Source organism: Burkholderia sp. NLJ2, from assembly GCF_049487195.1.
GTDB classification, from domain to species: Bacteria; Pseudomonadota; Gammaproteobacteria; order Burkholderiales; family Burkholderiaceae; genus Burkholderia; species Burkholderia pyrrocinia.
The window spans coordinates 307,049-323,915 of the sequence record NZ_CP137809.1 but is presented as its reverse complement, the minus strand read 5'-3'; the positions used below and the strand labels follow the sequence as shown (position 1 = coordinate 323,915).

Here is a 16,867-nt window from a genome sequence, read left to right as displayed (position 1 = left end):
GCGGCATTTTCGAAGAGGCATCATGGCAGACACCCTTGAGCAGTTGGCGCAGCGTATCGGCATGCCGGTCGGTGAACTGGGCAGCATCCGTGACGGCATCGTCGCGATGATGGTGCAGGTCAAGCCGTCGCTTGCGCAAAAGACGATCGAGCTGGACACGGCGTTCCAGGATCTGGGCATCGATTCGATGACGCTGATATCGATCGTTTTCGAGGTCGAGGAGTTCTTTCGCATCGACATCGTCGGCCGTCATCTGGACGCCGTGCGCACGCTCGGCGAGACGGTGCTCACCGTCGCCACGCTGGTGGTCGAGAAGCGCGGTGCGCAGGTGGACGCATGAATGCACCGTTCCGCGCGGGGGGTGCCCCCGCCGGACATCACATGGAGAGGTGGCGATGAGCGATACGCGACGCGTGGTAGTGAGCGGGGTGGGCTGCCTGTCGGCGCTCGGCGTCGGCAGGCACGCGGTGTGGGACGCGCTGGCCGCCGGGCATTGCGGAATACGCGCCGCGACCCGCAGCGTGGGCAGCTACTCGGTGACGGTGCCGCTCGGCGAGGTGCCGGGTTACCGGCCGCTCGATCATTTCGGCGAGGACGACCTGGCGCTGCTCGATCCGTACGCGCAGTATGCGGTGGTCGCGGCGCGCGAGGCGCTGGGCGAAGCGAGGCTGATCGACGCCGATTATGACCGGGCCCGGACGGCGGTGATTCTGGGCTCGGGGGCGGGCGGCGAGCAGGCCCGCGAAGAAGCGGCGTGGAAATTCATCGGCGAAGGGCGCACACGCTGCAATCCAATGCTGGTGCCGCGCACGAATCATCAGGCGTCGGCGGGGTTCGTCTCGATGACGTTCGGCATCACCGGGCCGACGCTGGTGATCTCGACCGGCTGCGCCAGCGCCAATCATGCGATTGCACAGGCGTGGCTCATGGTTCGGCACGGCGTCGTCGACCGGGCGATCACAGGAGGCAGCGAGGCCAATCTGGTCTACACGAACATCAAGGCGTTCGAATCGATGCGCGTGATGGCGACGGATACCTGTCGGCCGTTCTCGCTGGGCCGCGGCGGGATGACCCTCGCGGAGGGCGCCGGGATCGTCGTGCTCGAGACGCTGGAATCCGCGCTTGCGCGAGACGCGCCGATCTACGCGGAACTGGCCGGCGTGGGCATGAGCGCGGACGCTTCCAACGTCGTGCATCCGTCGGCGGCCGGACCGGCGCGCGCGATGGCCGCCGCGCTGGATGCGGCGGGCATGCGTGCGGACGATGTCGACTACATCAATGCGCACGGCACTGGTACGCCGGTGAACGACGCGGAGGAGTGCAGGGCGATCCGCCAGGTGTTCGGCGAGCATGCCAACCGCTTGGTGGTGTCGTCGACCAAGTCGATGCACGGGCATGCGTTGGGCGCGACCGGCGGCATCGAACTGGCGGCCACGCTGATGGCGATGCGGCACGACCTCGCGCCGCCGACCGCGAACCACGAGGCGGTCGACCCGGCCTGCGATCTGGACGTCGTGCCGAACGTGGCGCGGCCGATGACGATACGTGCGGCGCTTTCCAACAACTTCGCGTTCGGCGGACTCAATGCCGTGCTGGCGTTACGGGCGCTGTCGTGACGTCGGCATTCGCGACATCGCAACGACCCGATAAGTTTAACTAAGGAGAATCCCATGACCACGACGCTTCGACTCGTTCCCCTGGTGTTCGCTGCCGCATTGATCGCCGGCTGCCAGGCGCCGATGGCGCCCGCGCCTGTATCGGCGCCGCCATCGGTGCCGGAATCCGCGGCACTCGCCGCCGATGCCGCCTGCGTCGTCGACGCGGCCGGTTTTGCGCATATCTACCAGCGCCACTGCACGCCGAGTTCCGGTGCCAATCAGTTCCTCGCGGGCTATTGCACCCAGACTGCGCAGCAGAATCTTTGCCGGCAGGTGCAGAGCGCGCCCAACCAGACCCGGACCGCGCAATCGGACGGCCGGATCCGTTATGACTCGAACCTCGGCATCGTCGTGGGGACCGTGGGAGAGAAATGCGTCCGGTTGATCATCACCAGCGCGACCAACGGAACGGTCATCACGCAGTTCCCCGAAACGTCGGGCGCGCCCGGCACCTGTCGATGACGCGTCACATTCTCGCGCGCACGACGGGTAGCGAAGGGCAGGTCCTGTGCCGTCTGGCGCAAACTGACGAGGTCTGGGAGGCGGCGTACGACGTCGTCATGACCTGGCCTGAGGTCCGGCGCTTGCGCGCGTTCTGGCGTCATTACTATGGGGCGAGCGCCGAGATGCAGTTCGAAGGCAAGGCATTGTCGGCGCTGGGCGAGGAACTTCGTGTCGTGCTTGCCGATCGCGATCGGCTGCCGCGGGCGGCGCGCACGTTCATCAGGCAGTTCGCGTTGCTTTGCCGCCTGGCGATCCGTCAGGGCGCGCGCATCGAAGTCGTCGCCGATTGACGCGGGCCGGTGCGTGGCCGCAGTCGGCGTTCGATGTGTCCGGCGAGCAGTCGGCCATCGCATGCGATGCGCTCACGCGCACCGCGTGCGATGGCGCACTGGATGATGTGTGGAGCTTGCGCGTTCAGGGCAGGTCAGCAAACGGTGACGACTTTATTCTGGCCCACGTCGCATGACCGTGAAATGTTGCGGGAACGGCGTTTCGGTATCAGGCCGCCCCGCAGCGCCGTCGGCGCGCGCCAGCGGCGCGCCTGCCAACAGCGGCGTCATCAGCGCCGGAATGATGGCGCGATTGATCGCATCGCCGAAGCAGCGATGCAGGCCATAGCCCCACAGGATATAGATGTCCCAAGGCCGGTCGGTGCGGAACGCGTCCGGATCGTCGACCACGGCCGCATCGAACATCGCGGACAGGTTCGACGCGAACACCATCGCGCCTTTCTTCACCTGGCACGCGCGCGTCGTGCCCGACGCGATCTCGCAGTCACGCGTCGCGCGACGATAGATCACCGGATTGACCGGATTGAACCGCAGCGCCTCGAAAAGGATCGAGCCGACCGCCTGCTCGTCGCCGCGCGCCGCCGCGGCCTGGGCCTGCGCGAGCATGTCCGGATGATCGAGCAGCACGTCGAGCGCCTGCACGCACGCCTTCGAAATGGTCGGAATCGCGCCAATCACGAGGCCGATCATGTTGTTGCGGATACCGGCGCCGCCGAATCCGCCCGCGCCGGCATCGCGCAGTGCAACCGCGCGCTTCAGCACGGTAACGGGGCCGCCGGGGTTCGCGTCGAGCCTGGCGATCGCCGCATCGATCGCGCTCAGGCATTGGCCGGCGTAATCGAGCGCCTTGCTTTCCACCACCGGATCGCCTTGCAGATCGGCGAACAGATACCAGAACATCGCGGTCGTCCATTCGACGAGATCGGGAACAGACGCGGTATCGACGCCGAAATACTCCCGCACCATCAGTGCGGGCACGACCGTGGTCAGCACCTGCGGCAGATCGATCTCGTGTGGATGCGCGGCCACGATCCGCCGGGCCGCATCACGCGCCTTCGGGACGACGATGTCGGCCACGTCGCCGCGCTGCGCGGCGAGTCGCATGATCGACGCGTTGAGCTGATACTCGGCGCCATCCTGCATCCCGAGGAAGAAATTCGGGCCGCCAGTGATCTTGCGCATCCTCGGCTCGTAGACGACCTCGAAGTCGCCTTGCCGATCGAGCACCTCGCGCACGTCGGCCGCCAGGGTGACGATGACCGACCCATCGCACGGATAGGCGGTGACGAACGTCTTGTCCGTGGCGATATTGGGCGCGAATGCGCGCAGCGACGTGAACACCGAGCGCAGGCCGGCAGGATCGGTCAGCACGGCTTTCAGCCGCGCCGCGAGATCGCCGCTGCCGCTCGCGAGCTTTGCCGCGATCTCGTCGCCGGCGAGCACACCCTTGCCCAGCGAGTGGGCTTCGAGCGCGATCGCATGGAACAGGTTCGATGCAAAGGCAAAGGACATCGGCGCGCTCCGCGTCAGGTAGGATCGGTCAGGCCCATGCCGATCAGGCGCAATGCCGTCATGCTGGGCATGAAGAAGTAGTCGCCGCCGCGCGTCTCGACAAAGTTCGGGATGCCGCTCGCGATGAACGGCGGATTGCCCGATTTCGGATCGGCCGCGATCACGTAACGCGCATTCGGCGCATGACTGCCGACGAGCGGGCAGGTGTCGTTGCCGAGATTGAAATCAAGGCCGTAGTTCAGCCATTGCTGCTGAACGAACTCGAACTGGCGCGACAGGTTCGCGCAGACCGCAAGCATGACGATCCCGTGCTCGCCGTGGGCGTCGTCCTTGCTGCCGTATGGAAGACCGCGGCGCAGGATGCGCCGGCGGTTGTTGAGCGCGGACCCGGCACGGTTGGCCGGATTATCGTCGCCGACGTGCGGATCGAGCAGGTCGCGCGTGTTCATGCGGCGCGTATGCGCGCCCATTGGGCAGCGCAGGCCATCGAGATCGCCGCGATAGACGAAATCGACCAGGCGGCGCGACCGTTCCGGATTGAGCTCGCCTGGTTTGTTCTTGTCGAAAAGCGGGTATTGGGCGTTGAAGGCCTGCCATTCGGCAAAGGTCGACGCCGCCATCAGCGGCACCCCGTCCTGCCAGCGGCCGGCCATTTTTGCCATCAGCGTCTGCTTCGCTACGTCTTGCGACCCGAGGCGCCAAAGCCCATTCAACTGGTCCGCCGTCTTGTCGATCCAGCCGTGAAAACCGCTCACGTCCTGATGCAGCTTGCGATACGCGAAGAACGTCCCGTTGCGGCTGAAATCGAGCGGCATCGCGGCGCCGGGGATTTCCTGCGCTTCATCCGGCCAACCCAGCAGGAACTCGCCGCGCGCGAGCGGCGACCAGTTGCCTTGGCCGTCCACCTTGCCCTGGCCGACGGCCGCTTCCATCGCGACCTTCCTGTTGCCGGGCACCTGCCCGTCGAAGACCGGATCGCTGATCGCGTCGGTAAAGCCGAAATGCTCGTCGGGCGTCGCCACGATCTTGCCGTCGAATTCCCGGGTGATCGCGGACAGATCCTGCCAGCGTTCGTCCGAGCCACGATGACCCACGCACAGAGCAACGCCGCTGTCGGCATGATTGCACCAGCCGATGATCTCGTCGGTGACCGTCTGCAAACCGGGAACAGCGGTGCCGTCATCCTGCATCCGCGCATTGAGCATCACGAGAATGTGCGGCCGGTTCCTTGGGTCCTTCGTTTCCGACTGGTTCCAGACCGGGTCCCAGTCGGTCGCGTCGTCGCTGAGGATCGATGCGCGTGCCGCCATGCCGTCGATGAAATCGTCGGGCATGCCGCGCAGCGTGCGCGTCGGCACGCCGAGCGCGACCAGCCCCCAGAACGTGAATGCGAGGTTGATCGTCACGTCTGGCCGCTCCACCGGGACATTGCCCGTGGGTCTCAACGTGGGATGACGAAGGGAAGGCCATCGCATCGCGGTGGTCGCTTTCCGGCGCATATGCTCGACGAACGCGCGTCCTCTGGCGGCGTTACGCACGTTGAGCAGCATGAAGCGTCCTTTCGGAAAGCCCTGACGGCCATACGCGGTGAGGATGTTGCCCTGGATATCGGCGAGATCGAGATCGACGTCGTACTGTTGCTCTGTCATGACTGGGTCACCCCTGGTGCCTCGTTCGAGTTGGCCATGGCGGCGGCGGGAACGGTTGCCCTGACACTCGGGCTGACTCTGTCGGCGGCCGGAACGTCGGTGTCGATGACGCCCGGCGGCTGGGTCGGGCTCACGATGTCAGTGGGGCGGTGCGCCTCGAGGAAATCGCCGAACGCCGCGTGAAGCCTCGCCGGATCGTCGCCTTGGTGATCGATCGCGAAGCGCGCGAAATTCTGTTGCAGATACAACGACTTAAGCACCGAGCGCAGATCGGAGAACGGCGCGGTATCGAACGGTACCTCACCGCACTTCATCACGTACCGATAAGCGCCGTAGATGCCCAACGCGAGCGATACGGGCAGCGCGAGCCATGCCAATTTGCCCGCCACCATCGCTACGATGAGCGTCACCACCAGCGTGAAAACCGCGATCGCCGCGCCAATCATCGGAATCGAAATCGACCGCGACAGGAATGGCGGCGTCGTGATCCAGTAATCGTTGAACGGCATCGTCGTTTCGACCTGGCAGCGCTTGATGTAATGCGCGAATTCGTCGCCGGTGCCGACGGTCTCGAAGCCGTAGCAATGTCGATAGACCGCGCTCAGCTCGTCGCGCATCACATTCCACAAGCTGACGAGATAATCGTGCAGGCCGCCGTCGTTGTCGCTGGCGTGACCGGGTGCGGGATCGAAATCCACGCTCAGGAGCAGCCACGACGTCGACAGGTTGTCGACGTGCTGATCCTCGAGAAGATTGGTTTTCCGGATCGCGTCGACGAGCGAGTCGACCGGCACGCGACCGTTGAAGGCCGGCTGGTCAATCACCGCGAAGCGGGCGAAGTGCGTGCTGTGGGAGCGCGAGAACGGGCTGTTACGGCCGCCGGCCTCGCATGCCTTACTTTGCATCGCAGTCGGCAGGGTGGCGAGCACCTGACGCAGCGACGACGTGGGCGACGTCACGTTGCCGTCGTTGTCCTTCCACGGCTCGACCCGAACCGGCGACAGCACGGTAAGGAAATAATGACCACCGTCAAGGTTCACGATTGGGTGCCTCCTGCCTTGCTCTTGGGCCAGGCCCGATCGACGAAGGGCTGGCGGTTGGTATCGGCGTTGGCCGTGTCGTTCGACGCGACGGGCGCGAAGCCGTGCGTGCCGAGATCGTTCTGCACGGCCACGAGCATCGCGCGATAGGCTTGCGCAAAAGCATCGGGGGACAACGTCGCATATTGATCCGCGAGCGTGACCAGATTCGATCGCACACGCAATGCGGCCTTGATGTCGCGTTGAGCGGCGCCGGGCGTTGCGTTGTAGTAGTAGTCGGTATCGATCTGATTCGCGCGAATGTAATTCTTGAACGGCGTGATCGGAATGGAATGCGGATATTTGGTGCTGGCATACCAGAACAGGTCAAGGCCACTCGGAATGCCGTCCGAAAAGGCGTCGATATACTGATCCCAGGTGCCGTTGAAGTTGCTGATGAACAGCATGTAATCGTTTTTCAGATCGGACTTGGGCTGGCCGAGATCGGGCCAGTCTTTTCGGCGGATGATGGCCCAGCGCGCAAAATGGATGATCGATAGACCGATCAGTCCGGTCAGCGTGGCGGGCAGCGCCCGCGCGAGCATGAAGATGAATCGGTTGATCCACGTCCGATGCGGCGGCATCGGCGTCACGACGTTCATGCCATAGGCTTTGCCAGCAACATTCGACATGCCCCGTCTCCCGTCAGGCCCTCACCGGCGCGATCGCGGAACGGGGAGGTTGGTCGTTTGCTTTTTCGGCGGACAGGCTTTGGCAGCCGGTCCCGTCATATAACGTGTTTTCAGGCGTTCGGAGCTTGAAGCCGCAGCACTCCGTGGCGGTGAGAATAGCACAGTGAAATTCGTCGGCAACGACTTTTTTATGAGCAATTAAAAATGGTTTTGTCTCATCTGTTTCGGCAACAACGAGGTCATGTCCGCGCACAAAAGATAAACCTTTTATGGAGAACTTGCGGAGGCCGGTATCAATGGGACTTTGGTGAGCATAAATGGAATGACTGAACTTCCACAATCGCAAGATTTGTGAATAATTAGATCAATAGTGACGAGCAATGACTCCGTGGGGTGCCCTGGAAGTGTAAGTTGCTGCGATCTTTGCGAGAAAGGACAATGTCGCGCCCCTTGACAATCCGCACGGCGCGGCGCCGGACTCAGGCTGTCCAAAGCGAAAATCTCGCTGGTCACCCGGCGCTAGGCTGAAGGCCCCGGTGGTTCACTTGAGGTTGATGCGAAATTTTGGGCAGCGGTGGAGTGTGACGACACTGAGAGTTGGGGATTTCTTCACGAGCCATATAATTTTACATAATGCTGATGATCGATTTTTTTGATTGTAGCGGCTAAGTTGTAATGTCCGCTTCTAGCCAAGTTCAAATGTCCGCTTTTCGACCCATCGTAAGCTGATCGGCCGCTGGGAATCCAGCGCTGGAGGCTTCGATGGCTGCAACGGAACGGATCACGATGACGATGCACGAGCTGGACAGGTTTAAGGTCATCCAGGACGTCGCAGACGGCAAGCTTCAGCCGTGGCGCGCGGCCGAGCGACTCGAACTGACGACACGGCAGATCCGGCGACTGGTCGGCCGATTGCGTGAGCACGGGCCGCAAGGTCTCGTGTCGCAACGGCGCGCGAAGCCCAGCAACAACCGATTGGATAGCATGACGGCTGATCGGGCGCTGTCGATCATTCGGGATCGCTACGCGGACTTCGGCCCGACGCTGGCCTGCGAGAAGCTCTGGGAATGCCACGACATCCGGCTGGCCAAGGAAACGGTCAGGAAGCTGATGACGGAGGCTGGCTTGTGGGTGCCGCGCCGGCAGCGGCCGCCGAAGGTCTACCAGCCGCGTGCACGCCGGGCATGTCTGGGTGAACTGATCCAGATCGACGGCAGCGATCATCGGTGGTTCGAGGAACGGGCGCCGGCCTGCACGCTGCTGGTGTATGTGGACGACGCGACGAGCCGGCTGATGATGCTGCATTTCACGCGAACCGAATCGACCTTCAGCTACTTCGAGGCGACGCGGGCGTACATCGAGCGCCACGGCAAGCCGGGGGCGTTCTATAGCGACAAGTACAGTGTGTTCCGCAACGTAACGCCAGGCAAGACTGGTAATCGGGTGACGCACTTCGGTCGCGCGATGTACGAGCTGAACATCGACGCGTTTTGCGCAAACAGCAGTCCGGCCAAGGGGCGAGTCGAGCGAGCACATCTGACGCTTCAGGATCGCTTGGTCAAGGAGATGCGACTGCGCGGGATCAACACGGTGGCCGATGCCAACGCTTACGCGCCCTCCTTCATGGCCGCTTACAACGCACGTTTTGCGAAGCCACCGAAGAGCGAGTTCAATGCGCACCGACCGCTGCGCGCCGATGAGAATCTTGACTTGGTGCTGACGTGGCGCGAGCCGCGGAAAGTGACGAAGTCGCTCACGGTGCAGTACGACCGAGTGATGTATTTGCTGGACGATACACCGGAGAATCGGCAACTGATTGATCGAACGATCGAGGTTTGGGAGTACCCGGATGAGCGCATCGAACTCCGAGCAGAGGGCCGCGTGTTGCCCTGCAGGCAGTACGACCGGCTGGCCGAAATCGATCAAGGTGCCATCGTCGAACACAAGCGCCTGAGTCATGTGCTGCAGATCGCGCAAGCGCTTCAGGCGCAACGCGATAACAGCCGAATCGGTAAGGCACCGTCTCGAACGCATCGAGGCGACTCGACCAAGACGAACCGCAACACCACTCAGCCGAACAAAAAGAAGCAGCGTGAGTTCACGCAGGCCGATGTCGAGAAAGTGATCGTGGATCTTGCCGAACGCAGACAGGTCCAACAGCCCGCGCGCAAATCTGGCCGCCGGTCTGCAAGGGGCAGTGACGCAAGCGTAAGCACCCTGCTCGTTCAGGATCCGCTCTTCGACACTGCGTGATCTGTAACCCAAGAGAAACAAACCTCAAGCCCGTAAACCCGGACATTTCAACTTAGCCGAGACGCGGACATTTGAGAATGGCTTTGACATTGATTGTAAGAGCAAAGTTGTAATGTCGCATCTGGGCAAAGTTGAAATGTCGTAGTTCGAGAGTTTGATCGACTCAAGGTGATCCAGGCTGGGGTGGATATGGGCTTGAAGCCGTGGCGCGCGGCCGAGCGACTCGAACTGACGACACGGCAGATCCGGCGACTGGTCGGCCGATTGCGTGAGCACGGGCCGCAAGGTCTCGTGTCGCAACGGCGCGCGAAGCCCAGCAACGACCGATTGGATAGCATGACGACTGATCGGGCGCTGCCGGTCAACCGCTCTCCGCAGCGGCGAAGTTGCCGGGCGGCAACGGTCGGTTCGCCACGTCAAGTGCCTCGGCGCGCGTCAGGCCGAGCGTCTGCAATACCAGCGCCGCGGCCCGCCCGGCGAGCCGGCTCTCGTCGCCCACCCGCTTCCTCGCTCCGCCCGCAGCAGTGCCGGCAGCGTAGGACTCCGCCGCGATCGCCGCCAAGATCGTCCCCGTCATCGCGAGCACGCTCATGAACGGATCGCCGACGACAAAGCGGCGCGCCGAGATTCCTCGCTCGCTGTCCCGCCGCAAACGCTGGCCCAGCCCGTGGCCGAGCGCGCGCGCCGAAAATCCCTCCCGCATCAGGAACCGCCCCCAGAGCCGCTCGCGGCTCGCGCGCATCAGCGTGTGACGCACGCAGACGGAAACGACCTCGGCCGGATCCGACAATCCGCTCACCAGACGCTCGAGCCCGTCCGCGAAGTCGTCGAACACCCACTCCGTCAGCGCGGCGAAGATGCCGTCCTTCGATTCGAAGTGGTAGTAAAACGAGCCGAACCCCACATCCGCCGCCTCGGTGATCTCGCTGATCGCCACGTTGTCCCTGCCCTTTTCCGCCATCAGGCTGAACGCCGCCTGCAGCAAGCGCATACGTGTCGCCTGCTTGCGCCGGGCGCCGCGCGGCTGGCGATGTTCCGCTTCGCCCGCTGATGCGTTCGAGCGGCGGGGCCGGACCGGTGCGTCGCCCATGAGCGCGCCTCCCTTTTTCGAAAGAATTTTCTGCATGGCGCAATTCTAGATTTTCCGCTCATACTTGACAATATTATCAGTTATGAGTCTAATCTCGAAAATCGCAGAACCGGTTCCGGTCCAGACACCGTCCGACCCACGCCAGCGAGCGTCGGCGACGTACGAACGGCCCCGTCGGCACAGTCGGCGGCCATCGCCGTGCGCAAGCCGTGCCATGTCGGCAATCGGAACGATCTGTACCTTAAACATCGGAGTACTGATTGATCATCATGCGCACCGTCGGCGGAGAAGCTCGCGCACACCTGCATAAACCGGGGCGACCCGTCGTGGTCGCCGAACTCTTTTCAGTTGGCCCTCACTTGTCTTGGAAACATCGTGAAATCACCCGGTCTTGACGCGCGGACTTCAACGCGCCCGTTTCTGACACGCATCGCGCCGCCGCTTCGGCGAGCCCCGATCGCGTTCGCCTGCTGTGCGATTCTTCTCACGGCTTGCCACTCGCACGAGGCCCCCGCGCCCGAACTGCAACCGGTGGTCGCGCTGCCAGTTCATGCGGACAACGGCGCAGTGCAGCGCGTGCTGCCCGCGCAGGTTCAGGCGCGATATTCGACGCCGCTGTCGTTCCGGGTCGGCGGCAAGCTCGTCGAGCGGCGCGTGCGAATCGGCGACGCCGTCAAGGCCGGCCAGGCCCTCGCGATGCTCGATCCGGCCGATCTGCACAACACGTTGCTGAACGCGCGCGCGCAGCTCGATGCCGCCGAGCATCGCGTCGCCTACGCGAAGCAGCAACTGGATCGCGACCGCGCCCAGGCTCAGGCCAACCTGATCGCGCCCGCACAGCTCGAGACAACGCAGGATGCGTATGCATCGGCGGTCGCGCAACGCGATTCCGCGCTCGCACAAATGGCGCTCGCGGGCGATCACCTGCGCTACGCGACGCTGGTCGCGGATCACGACGGCGTCATCACGTCGGAGGATGCCGATACCGGGCAGAACGTCGAGCCCGGCCAGGCGGTGTTTCATCTGGACTGGAGCGGTGACCTCGACATCGTCTGCGACGTCTCGGAGCGCGATCTGCGCGATCTCGCGGTCGGCCGCACCGCGCACGTCAGCCTGACGGCACTGCCGGGCAAGGTGCTCGACGCACGCGTGCGCGAAGTCGCGGCGGCCGCCGATCCGCAGAGTCGCACGTGGCGCGTGAAGCTGACGCTGCTCGCGCCGGGGCCGGACGTCCGCTCCGGGATGACCGCCAGCATCACGTTCGACGGCGCCGCCGACATCGCCGCGGACCACGCGATCACGCTGCCGGCCACCGCCCTCTTTCATCGCGGCGACGCGCCGGCCGTCTGGGTCGTCCGCAAGGGTAGCGACACGCTGGAGCTGCGCCCGGTGTCGGTCGGACGCTACGACGAACGCACGATCACCGTCACGTCTGGCCTCGCTGACGACGAGCGCGTCGTGATGCAAGGCGTTCATGCGGTCAGCACCGGCCAGCACGTGCGCGTCGTGCCGCCGCTGCATGCGGAGGACTTCGCATCATGAATGCTCCAGAACACCGGCCCTCGACGGACGGCGCGCTCGGCGCACAAACCGGTGCCGCGTCGCGCGACGACGGCCGTTTCAATCTCTCGGCATGGGCGCTGAAGCATCAGCAACTGGTGATCTTCCTGATCGGCCTCGCGACGATCTTCGGCGTGATCGGCTATACGCACCTCGCACAATCGGAGGACCCGCCGTTCACGTTCCGCACCATGGTGATCCAGACCTACTGGCCCGGCGCCACGGCGCGCGAGGTGCAGGAACAGGTCACCGACCGGATCGGCCGCCAGCTCCAGGCCGCGCCGTACGTCGACAACATCAAGAGCTATTCGCGGCCCGGCGAGTCGATGATCTTCTTCGCGATGAAGGATTCGGCGCCGGTCGACCAGGTGCCGGAAACCTGGTACCAGGTGCGCAAGAAAGTCGGCGACATCCGGGCGACGCTGCCGAAGGGCACCGTCGGCCCGTTCTTCAACGACGAATTCGGCGACGTCTATACCAACATCTATGCGCTCGAAGGCGACGGCTACTCGCCGGCGCAACTGCACGATTACGCCGACAAGCTGCGCACCGTGCTGTTGCGAGTGCCGGGAGTCGCGAAGGTCGACTACTTCGGCGACCCCGCCCAGCTCGTGTTCGTCGAAATCTCGAATGCGCAGCTGACACGCCTCGCGATCACACCGCAGCAGCTCGCGCAGGCCATCGACGCACAAAACGCCGTCGCGCCGGTCGGCACGATCACGACAGCGGACGATCGCGTGTTCGTGCGGCCGAGCGGCGCGTTCAGGGACACGCAGGCGCTCGCCGACATGCTGATCACCGTGAACGGCCGGACGTTCCGGCTCGGCGACGTCGCGAAGGTCACCCGCGGCTACGATGATCCGCCCGTCACGCAGATGCGTACGAACGGTCATGCGGTGCTCGGCATCGGCGTCACGATGCAAAAAGGCGGTGACGTGATCGACCTCGGCAAGGCGCTCGATGCGAAGGCAACCGAGTTGCAGGCCGGCTTGCCGGCCGGTTTGAAGCTGACCGCGGTGTCGAGCATGCCGCATGCCGTCAAGCACTCGGTGGACGACTTCGTCGAAGCGGTTGGCGAAGCCGTCGCGATCGTGCTCGTCGTCAGCCTCGTGTCGCTGGGCCTGCGCACCGGCATGGTCGTCGTCATCACGATTCCGATCGTACTCGCCGTGACGGCGCTGTGCATGCACGCGTTCGGCATCGGCCTCGACAAGGTGTCGCTCGGCACGCTGGTGCTCGCGCTGGGGCTGTTGGTGGACGATGCGATCATCGCCGTCGAAATGATGGCGGTGAAACTCGAGCAGGGCTGGAGCCGGACACGCGCCGCAGCATTCGCGTATACGAGCACGGCGTTCCCGATGTTGACCGGCACGCTCGTCACGGTATCGGGCTTCCTGCCGATCGCGCTCGCGAAATCGAGCACCGGCGAATACACGCGGTCGATCTTCGAGGTGTCCGCGATCTCGCTGATCGTATCGTGGTTCGCGGCCGTCGTGCTGGTGCCGCTGCTCGGCTACCACATGCTGGCTGAGCAGCAGCATCACGACGGTTCCGCCCATGGGTCGAACGTGTACGAGACTGGCTTTTACCGGCGGCTTTCCGGATGGATCTCGGCCTGCATCGAGCGCCGCTGGGTCGTGCTCGGCGTGACGGCCGTGCTGTTTGCGATCGCGATGGCGGCATTCACGCGTGTGCCGCAGCAGTTTTTCCCGAATTCGGAACGACCGGAGCTGCTGGTCGACATGCGCTTGCCGGAAGGCGCTTCGTTCGACGCGACACTGCGTGCGGCCAAGCGGCTCGAGAAGGTGCTCGACGGTCGGCCTGAAATCGATCACATCGTCGATTTCGTCGGCACCGGTGCGCCGCGCTTCTACCTGCCGCTCGACCAGCAGCTCCAGCAGCCGAACTTCGCGCAGTTCGTGATCACGGCCAAGGACGTCGAATCGCGCGACCGCTTGTCGCATTGGCTCGAGTCGACGCTTGCAAGCCGCTTCCCGACCGTGCGCACGCGCGTCGCGCGCCTCGAAAACGGGCCGCCCGTCGGCTTTCCGATCAAGTTCCGCGTAAGCGGCGACGACATCGCGACCGTTCGCGGCATCGCCGAGAAAGTGGCGGACAAGGTGCGCGCCGATGCCCGCACGCGCAACGTGCAGTTCGACTGGGACGAGCCGGCAGAGCGATCGGTGTCGTTCGAAATCGATCAACTGAAGGCACGCCAGCTCGGCGTGACGTCGGAAGACGTGTCGGGTTTCCTTGCGATGACGCTGTCCGGCTACACCGTCACGCAGTATCGCGAGCGCGACAAGCTCATCGACGTCGACCTGCGTGCGCCGAAGAGCGAACGCATCGACCCGTCGAAGCTCGCCGGCCTGGCGATCCCGACGCCGCACGGCTCGGTGCCGCTCGGCACGATCGGCCACGTGCACGACACGCTCGAATACGGTGTGATCTGGGAACGCGATCGCCAGCCGACCGTCACCGTTCAGGCCGACGTGCGCGGCGAAGCGCCGAGCATCGGCGTGACGCGCGACCTCGACGCCGCGCTGGCGACGCTGCGCGCCACGCTGCCGGCCGGTTACCGGATCGAGATCGGCGGCGCGGCCGAGGAGAGCATGAAGGGCCAGACGTCGATCAATGCGCAGATGCCGCTCATGATCATCGCGGTGCTGACGCTGCTGATGATCCAGCTCAAGCGCTTCTCGCGCACCTTCATCGTCGTGCTGACGGCCCCGCTCGGCCTGATCGGCGTCGTCGCCGCGCTGCTGCTGTTCGGCAAGCCGTTCGGCTTCGTCGCGCTGCTCGGCGTGATCGCGATGTTCGGGATCATCATGCGCAATTCCGTGATCCTGGTCGATCAGATCGACCAGGACATCGCGGCCGGGCAGCCACGCTTCGCCGCGATCGTGGGTGCGACCGTGCGCCGCTTCCGGCCGATCATGCTGACCGCCGCCGCCGCCGTGTTCGCGCTGATTCCGCTGTTGCGTTCCGGCTTCTTCGGCCCGATGGCCACCGCGCTGATGGGCGGCATCACGATCGCGACGTTGCTGACCATCTTCTTCCTGCCGGCGCTCTACGCGACCTGCTTCAAGGTGCGCGCCGACGAACGCGAGCCGCGCGCAATCGACGTCGCGTCCTCGGAGACATGCTGATGAAACACCCTCTAATCACATCGGTGCTCACCGCGAGCGTGGCGCTTGGCTTGAGCGGCTGTGCGATGGCGCCGAGCGACACGCCGCCCGCGATGCCATCGCCGGCGCACTACGGCGCGACGCCTCAGGCGGCGCACACCGCCGAAGCGGCGGGCGTCGCGCAGCAATTCGACGTCGGCGCCGCGCCTGTCCCGCAATGGTGGAGTCTGTATCGCTCCAGCGTGCTCGACGCGCTGGTCGATGAAGGCCTGCGCGCGAACCCGACGCTGGCCGCGACGGAAAAGACGCTCGCCGCCGCGCAGGAGGAACTGCGCGCGCAGATCGGCGCGTCGACGCTGCCGTCGATCGACGCGAACGCGCAGGTAGCCCGCACGCGCACGCCGGACATCTCCGGCGCAGGCGCGCAAAGCCTGCGCTACAACGTATTCGTCGGACAACTACAGGCGCATTACACCTTCGACCTGTTCGGCGCCACGCGATATGCGAACGAGGCGAGCGCCGCGCGCGTCGACGTGCGCGGTTGCGAGCTCGAAGCGGCAAGGCGTGCGCTGGCGGCCAACATCGTCGGCACCGCCATCCGCGCCGCGACGCTCGACCGCCAGATCGTGCTGACCGAGCGCCTGGTCGCCGTCGCCGAAGCGTCGGCGCTCGACGACCAGCAGCGCTACAAGCTCGGCGCGATGTCCCACGTGCAGGCGCTGGCGTCGACGCAGGGCGCCGCGTCGCTTGCCGCGACGCTGCCGCCGCTGCGCCAGCAACGCGCAAGCGCCGTTCACGCGCTCGCGATCCTGCTTGGCCGCACGCCCGACGCGCCGCCGCCCATCCCGGCTTTCACCGGGCTGTCGCTACCGGAGCACGTGCCCGTGGTCGTGCCGTCCGATCTGCTGAAGGCCCGCCCGGACATCCGCGCGGCCGCGGCAGCCGTGAAGGCCGCATCGGCGGACGTCGGCGAAGCGACCGCACAGTTGTTTCCGAGCCTGTCGCTCACCGCGACGATGGGGCGCGGCGGCTTCAGCTGGCCAGCCCTGTTGTCGGGCGCGGGCGGGCTGTGGGCAGTCGGCGCCGGGCTGTCGCAGCCGATCTTCCACGGCGGCGCGCTGTTGGCTCACCGACGGGCCTCGCGCGATTTGTACGACGCGGCCGTGCTGCAGTACAAGGAGGCGGTGCTGTCGGCATTCGGTGACGTCGCGGATTCGCTCGCCGCGCTGGACAACGACGCGCAAGCGCTGGCCGCGAACGAACTCGCGGCGCGCGCGGCAGGCGCGGCTTTCGACGAAACGGCGCAACGCCGCACGTTGGGTGCCGTTCCGATGTCCGCGCAACGGTCGAGCGAGCAGGGCTATCTGAACGCGGAGCTCGATGCTGTGCGTGCCGCGAGCCGCCGGATGACCGATACGGCCGCGCTGCTGCAGGCGATGGGCGAACTGTCGCCCGACACCCGCGCGACGGTCGCGGCCCGGCAATAGCCGCTGCTTGCGTCGACGGCCCGGT

At 65.0% G+C, this 16,867-nt stretch carries 14 protein-coding genes and 1 pseudogene; 8 read left to right on the top strand and 7 right to left on the bottom strand.

Annotation, left to right across the window (positions count from 1 at the left end; genetic code table 11):
* The first annotated feature begins 22 nt into the window (after positions 1-22).
* From R9B84_RS18085 to R9B84_RS18070, 4 genes are read left to right on the top strand one after another with little or no spacing between them, the layout of a single operon-like run.
* Complete coding sequence (locus R9B84_RS18085) at positions 23-340, top strand: phosphopantetheine-binding protein (protein ID WP_423760738.1); 318 nt, start codon at positions 23-25, stop codon at positions 338-340.
* 55 nt (positions 341-395) lie between these two features.
* Positions 396-1,616, top strand: coding sequence for a beta-ketoacyl-[acyl-carrier-protein] synthase family protein (locus tag R9B84_RS18080; RefSeq protein WP_423760737.1), 1,221 nt, complete (start codon positions 396-398; stop codon positions 1,614-1,616).
* Between the two features lie 54 nt (positions 1,617-1,670).
* Complete coding sequence (locus R9B84_RS18075; protein ID WP_423760736.1) at positions 1,671-2,120, top strand: hypothetical protein; 450 nt, start codon at positions 1,671-1,673, stop codon at positions 2,118-2,120.
* A complete protein-coding gene (locus R9B84_RS18070) occupies positions 2,117-2,452 on the top strand; it encodes a hypothetical protein (protein ID WP_423760735.1) in 336 nt (111 codons plus the stop codon). Before R9B84_RS18075 ends, R9B84_RS18070 begins: the two co-directional genes overlap by 4 nt.
* Before the next feature lie 153 nt (positions 2,453-2,605).
* Here the strand turns inward: R9B84_RS18070 and R9B84_RS18065 are convergent, their stop codons facing one another.
* From R9B84_RS18065 to R9B84_RS18040, 6 genes and pseudogenes are all read right to left on the bottom strand, one after another.
* On the bottom strand, positions 2,606-3,964 hold the full coding sequence (locus tag R9B84_RS18065) for a hypothetical protein (RefSeq protein ID WP_423760734.1): 1,359 nt from the start codon (positions 3,962-3,964) through the stop codon (positions 2,606-2,608).
* A 14-nt stretch (positions 3,965-3,978) separates the two neighbouring features.
* Positions 3,979-5,169 (bottom strand): hypothetical protein, encoded by a 1,191-nt coding sequence (locus R9B84_RS18060; protein WP_423760983.1) that lies wholly within the window; start codon positions 5,167-5,169, stop codon positions 3,979-3,981.
* 96 nt (positions 5,170-5,265) lie between these two features.
* A pseudogene (locus tag R9B84_RS18055) lies at positions 5,266-5,514 on the bottom strand (hypothetical protein); the annotation flags it as partial.
* A gap of 95 nt (positions 5,515-5,609) precedes the next feature.
* The gene (locus R9B84_RS18050; protein ID WP_423760733.1) at positions 5,610-6,653 is read right to left on the bottom strand and encodes a hypothetical protein; all 1,044 of its coding nucleotides are present in this window, start codon (positions 6,651-6,653) and stop codon (positions 5,610-5,612) included.
* A complete protein-coding gene (locus R9B84_RS18045; RefSeq protein WP_423760732.1) occupies positions 6,650-7,324 on the bottom strand; it encodes a hypothetical protein in 675 nt (224 codons plus the stop codon). The genes R9B84_RS18050 and R9B84_RS18045 overlap by 4 nt, the downstream gene beginning before the upstream one ends.
* 13 nt (positions 7,325-7,337) lie before the next feature.
* Positions 7,338-7,664 (bottom strand): hypothetical protein, encoded by a 327-nt coding sequence (locus tag R9B84_RS18040; RefSeq protein WP_423760731.1) that lies wholly within the window; start codon positions 7,662-7,664, stop codon positions 7,338-7,340.
* 422 nt (positions 7,665-8,086) lie between these two features.
* Between R9B84_RS18040 and R9B84_RS18035 the strand changes: the two genes are divergently transcribed.
* Positions 8,087-9,577, top strand: a complete 1,491-nt coding sequence (locus R9B84_RS18035) for an ISNCY family transposase (protein WP_423759991.1) — start codon at positions 8,087-8,089, stop codon at positions 9,575-9,577.
* A gap of 361 nt (positions 9,578-9,938) precedes the next feature.
* Here the strand turns inward: R9B84_RS18035 and R9B84_RS18030 are convergent, their stop codons facing one another.
* Positions 9,939-10,667: a TetR/AcrR family transcriptional regulator gene (locus tag R9B84_RS18030; RefSeq protein WP_423760982.1), complete on the bottom strand. Its 729-nt coding sequence runs from the start codon at positions 10,665-10,667 to the stop codon at positions 9,939-9,941.
* 375 nt (positions 10,668-11,042) lie between these two features.
* Between R9B84_RS18030 and R9B84_RS18025 the strand changes: the two genes are divergently transcribed.
* From R9B84_RS18025 to R9B84_RS18015, 3 genes are read left to right on the top strand one after another with little or no spacing between them, the layout of a single operon-like run.
* Positions 11,043-12,209, top strand: coding sequence for an efflux RND transporter periplasmic adaptor subunit (locus R9B84_RS18025; RefSeq protein WP_423760730.1), 1,167 nt, complete (start codon positions 11,043-11,045; stop codon positions 12,207-12,209).
* On the top strand, positions 12,206-15,376 hold the full coding sequence (locus R9B84_RS18020; protein ID WP_423760729.1) for an efflux RND transporter permease subunit: 3,171 nt from the start codon (positions 12,206-12,208) through the stop codon (positions 15,374-15,376). The genes R9B84_RS18025 and R9B84_RS18020 overlap by 4 nt, the downstream gene beginning before the upstream one ends.
* Positions 15,376-16,842: an efflux transporter outer membrane subunit gene (locus tag R9B84_RS18015; RefSeq protein ID WP_423760728.1), complete on the top strand. Its 1,467-nt coding sequence runs from the start codon at positions 15,376-15,378 to the stop codon at positions 16,840-16,842. The genes R9B84_RS18020 and R9B84_RS18015 overlap by 1 nt, the downstream gene beginning before the upstream one ends.
* Positions 16,843-16,867: the final 25 nt, after the last annotated feature.

Coding starts and splice junctions, on each gene's coding strand:
- R9B84_RS18030 (WP_423760982.1), bottom strand. CDS start 10,667: ATGGGCGACGCACCGGTCCGGCCCCGCCGCTCGAACGCATCAGCGGGC.
- R9B84_RS18085 (WP_423760738.1), top strand. CDS start 23: ATGGCAGACACCCTTGAGCAGTTGGCGCAGCGTATCGGCATGCCGGTC.
- R9B84_RS18075 (WP_423760736.1), top strand. CDS start 1,671: ATGACCACGACGCTTCGACTCGTTCCCCTGGTGTTCGCTGCCGCATTG.
- R9B84_RS18080 (WP_423760737.1), top strand. CDS start 396: ATGAGCGATACGCGACGCGTGGTAGTGAGCGGGGTGGGCTGCCTGTCG.
- R9B84_RS18060 (WP_423760983.1), bottom strand. CDS start 5,169: ATGCTCAATGCGCGGATGCAGGATGACGGCACCGCTGTTCCCGGTTTG.
- R9B84_RS18045 (WP_423760732.1), bottom strand. CDS start 7,324: ATGTCGAATGTTGCTGGCAAAGCCTATGGCATGAACGTCGTGACGCCG.
- R9B84_RS18065 (WP_423760734.1), bottom strand. CDS start 3,964: ATGTCCTTTGCCTTTGCATCGAACCTGTTCCATGCGATCGCGCTCGAA.
- R9B84_RS18015 (WP_423760728.1), top strand. CDS start 15,376: ATGAAACACCCTCTAATCACATCGGTGCTCACCGCGAGCGTGGCGCTT.
- R9B84_RS18035 (WP_423759991.1), top strand. CDS start 8,087: ATGGCTGCAACGGAACGGATCACGATGACGATGCACGAGCTGGACAGG.
- R9B84_RS18020 (WP_423760729.1), top strand. CDS start 12,206: ATGAATGCTCCAGAACACCGGCCCTCGACGGACGGCGCGCTCGGCGCA.
- R9B84_RS18070 (WP_423760735.1), top strand. CDS start 2,117: ATGACGCGTCACATTCTCGCGCGCACGACGGGTAGCGAAGGGCAGGTC.